3 protein-coding genes are annotated in these 3491 nt (G+C 61.0%); all 3 read right to left on the bottom strand.

The window, feature by feature from the left end; all coding sequences use genetic code 11:
* Nucleotides 1–97: 97 nt before the first annotated feature.
* Complete coding sequence (gene serS / locus WBP53_RS03715; RefSeq protein WP_423926064.1) at nucleotides 98–1375, bottom strand: serine--tRNA ligase; 1278 nt, start codon at nucleotides 1373–1375, stop codon at nucleotides 98–100.
* Nucleotides 1376–1460: 85 nt separating this feature from the next.
* On the bottom strand, nucleotides 1461–2018 hold the full coding sequence (locus WBP53_RS03720) for a hypothetical protein (RefSeq protein ID WP_423926066.1): 558 nt from the start codon (nucleotides 2016–2018) through the stop codon (nucleotides 1461–1463).
* Between the two features lie 87 nt (nucleotides 2019–2105).
* On the bottom strand, nucleotides 2106–3491 hold a 1386-nt coding region (gene dacB / locus WBP53_RS03725), incomplete at its 5' end, for a D-alanyl-D-alanine carboxypeptidase/D-alanyl-D-alanine endopeptidase (RefSeq protein ID WP_423926068.1).

The following is a 3491-nucleotide window of genomic DNA, read 5'->3' on the forward strand; positions in this document are numbered from 1 at the left end:
CGGATTGACTCGCCAGGACAGTGGGCGGCGAAGTTTAGCCTAGTCGGAGGAATTGCCCAAGATTCGTCCTTCTTCCCTCGGGAGAAGGAATGCATGTTCAGCTCAGACGCGTTATGCCACCCATGTAGGGCAGCAGCACTTCGGGCACATCGATAGAGCCGTCGGCGTTCTGATAGTTCTCCACCACGGCGATGAGGGCGCGACCGACGGCGGTGCCTGAACCATTCAGGGTATGTAAGAGTTCGGGCTTGTTCGATTCCGGGCTGCGCCAGCGGGCGAGCATTCGCCGGGCCTGGAAATCGCCGCAATTCGAGCACGAGGAGATTTCACGATAGGTATCCTGGCTGGGCAGCCAGACTTCGAGATCAAAGGTCTTGGTTGCGGCAAAGCCCATGTCGCCAGTGCACAGCAGCATGCGTCGATACGGCAGACCCAACCTTTCAAGCACAACTTCCGCACTGCGCGTCATGCGCTCGTGCTCGTCATCGCTTTCCGTCGGCTTGCTGACGCTGACCAGCTCGACCTTCTCGAACTGATGCTGGCGGATCATGCCGCGAACATCCCTGCCACCGGAGCCGGCCTCGGCACGGAAGCACATGGAATGGGCGGTCATGCGCAACGGCAGCTGTTCGGCATCGGTGATCGTGTCGCGCACGATATTGGTCAGCGGCACTTCCGAGGTCGGGATCAGGTAACGCTTCGACTCGTTGACTTCGATCGAGAACAGATCCTCCTCGAACTTTGGCAACTGCCCTGTGCCCTGCATTGAATCGGTATTGACGATCAGCGGAACGTTGGTTTCGAGGTAGCCATGCTCTTCGGTGTGAAGGTCGAGCATGAACTGGGCAAGTGCGCGGTGCAGGCGCGCAAGTTCGCCGCGCAATACGGTGAAACGTGAGCCGGAGAGCTTGGCGGCGACTTCGCCATCGAGCCAGCCCTTGCGTGCGCCCAGCTCTACGTGATCCTTGACCTGAAAATCGAAGCTGCGGGGGGTTCCCCAGCGATGCTGCTCGACATTCGCCGCTTCATCCGCACCTTGCGGCACCGACTCATCGGGGAGATTCGGAATTCCAAGCGTAATTGAGGCAATTTGCTGCTGGATATCAGACAGGCGCACTTCATTGGCCTTGAGCTGGTCGGCGATACCGGCTACTTCGGCCATCAGTGCAGTGGTGTCCTCGCCCTTGCCCTTGGCCATGCCGATGGCCTTGGAGCGCGTATTGCGTGTGTTCTGCAGCTCCTGCGTTTCGACCTGGACAGCCTTGCGCTGCGACTCCAGGGATTCGATGGCGGCGGTATCGAGCACGTAACCGCGCGTCGCGAGGCGCTGGGCGACGACATCAAGCTGTCCGCGCAGAAGGGCTGGATCAAGCATGGAGAAAATCCAAGAAACACGAAGGGGGCGCGGATTATCGCCGCGCCGCCCTGTTTCCCGCAAACCAGCGGTTTCGACCTGCGGGCTACTTCCGCCCCAGCCACCATGTGATGATCAGACCACTCAGCAGCCAGCCCACGCCCTGTTCAATCAGCCCGGCAACCATGAAGTCCGTTGGAAACCGATACCAGTTCCACATCGGAACGACTGCTGCGATCCAGGCAAACACCCCCATCGCAGCGGCACCAATCACGCGTGCGGCGAAACCCCAGGCGGTGGCGGCCAGCAACCACGCCACGATCGCGGAACCGAGAAAATCACAGATGAACTGCGTGATGAGCTGCGGCCCCATTGCCGCCGGATCCGCCATGGGCGGTGCGACTACGACATAGGCGTAGGGATTCACCTTGGCCTTTTCTGCCCAGCTGGCCATGGCGGCCTCGTCACCCCATTTATCGGGTTCAAGGCTGGGCAACATGTATATACCCGGGCTGGGCAGTCCGGACTTCACGGATTCCAGAACTCCATCCTCGCTCACCGGTTGCTGCATACCCATCTCACCGATCGGCAGCATCGTATGTGCGACAAACCCCCATGCAAACAACACGATGCCCCCAAGAATGGCCGCGATCAAAATACGCATATTCGACTCTCCCCAGAGTGTGTTAAGCCGACGCTACTCCTGGACAGGTCGGCATGCAACGCAGCAAGGTGTTGGTCAGCCGGACTTTTAGAGGCGGCTGCGCTGATCCAGTTCAGCGAGCAGGATTGCGATGGCATCGAGCTCGGCGGAAGCCCGCCCGGAGCCGCGAGGGCGTCGATAATTGTTGAGAAGAATCGTGAACGCAAGGCGTTCGTTTGCTGCCGTTTGCGCATAGCCTGCGAGGCCATAGGTATAGGCCATGGTGCCGGTCTTGGCATGGATACGCCCTTTGGCTGCACTGTTGCGCATGCGCCAGGTCAGCGAGCCGTCGACACCGGCTTCAGGCAAGCCCTGGCGAAACGCCAGACCATTGGGACTGTCGCCCATGTGGATGAGCAAACTGGTCAGGGCCGATGCCGAAGTCAGATCACGTCTGGACAGGCCCGGTCCATCCTCGATCAGGACACCGTCCATCGGTACGTCGATTTTCCTGAGGAAGCGACGCATCGCCTCGACGCCTCGCGTTTCAGTGGACTTGAACACGGGGGATTCCTTGCCTGCGAGCTCATCCTCTTCTGCTGCCCTGGCGCCGACCATCAGGAGCAGGTTCTGCAGGTACAGGTTTTGCGAGACCTTGAGCCCGCGCGTCACGATTTCGGAGATCGGGGGCGACCAGACATCTGCGATCCTGTGGAGCTTGTCGGAAGCCAGCGCATCATCACGTTCCGGCCAGTACACGCTGCGCGATTTGCCCTTGACGCTGACACCCTGGCGCGCAAGTGCCGCGCGCAATTGCTCGGCGGCGACCATGGCAGGATCATGCAGGGACTGCCGATAAAACTGCGGCGCCGCGTTGCTCGCAATCGTGCCGAATGCATGCAGTACTTCGCTGCCGGGTGCGCGGTACAAGCTGATATCGGTGGGAGCGGGCGCGCGCAGCGTGCGCAAATTGTTGACCAGGGTGGGCGCAGACCCCGGGGGATCAAACGCGATTCGTGCGTTCGCACCAGGCTGCGGCGCGGGCTTGACCTCGACCCGCACGATATTCTCGTCGACACTCAGGGCCGAAACAGGTGCGCCGAACCAGCTCTGCAAATCGGCCGCTTCCCATCCGCTGCCATACAGCGGCGCGGCGAACCAGGTGGCGTCTGCAATCAGCGCCCCGCGGACTTCGGTGGTCCCGGTCTTGCGCAAGGCAGTAGCCAGGGTGTCGGCCCAGGAGGCCTGCTTGTCCATGCCCAGGGTCGGATCCCCGTATCCGACCAGGACAAGATCACCCCAGATTTCACCACTGCGCCGCGTCTTTTCAGTCGCGAACAAGGTAGTGGCGATGCGGTGATCGGGGCCGAATGTATCCAGCGCCAACGCTGCGGTGTAGAGCTTCGCCGTGGAAGCTGGCACCAGCAGTTTGTCCGGGTTGTACGCGTATAGCGTCTTGCCGGTATCCAGCGAAACGACCTTGATGCCCCATGA

Source organism: Dokdonella sp. (genome assembly GCF_049593775.1).
GTDB lineage: Bacteria > Pseudomonadota > Gammaproteobacteria > Xanthomonadales > Rhodanobacteraceae > Dokdonella.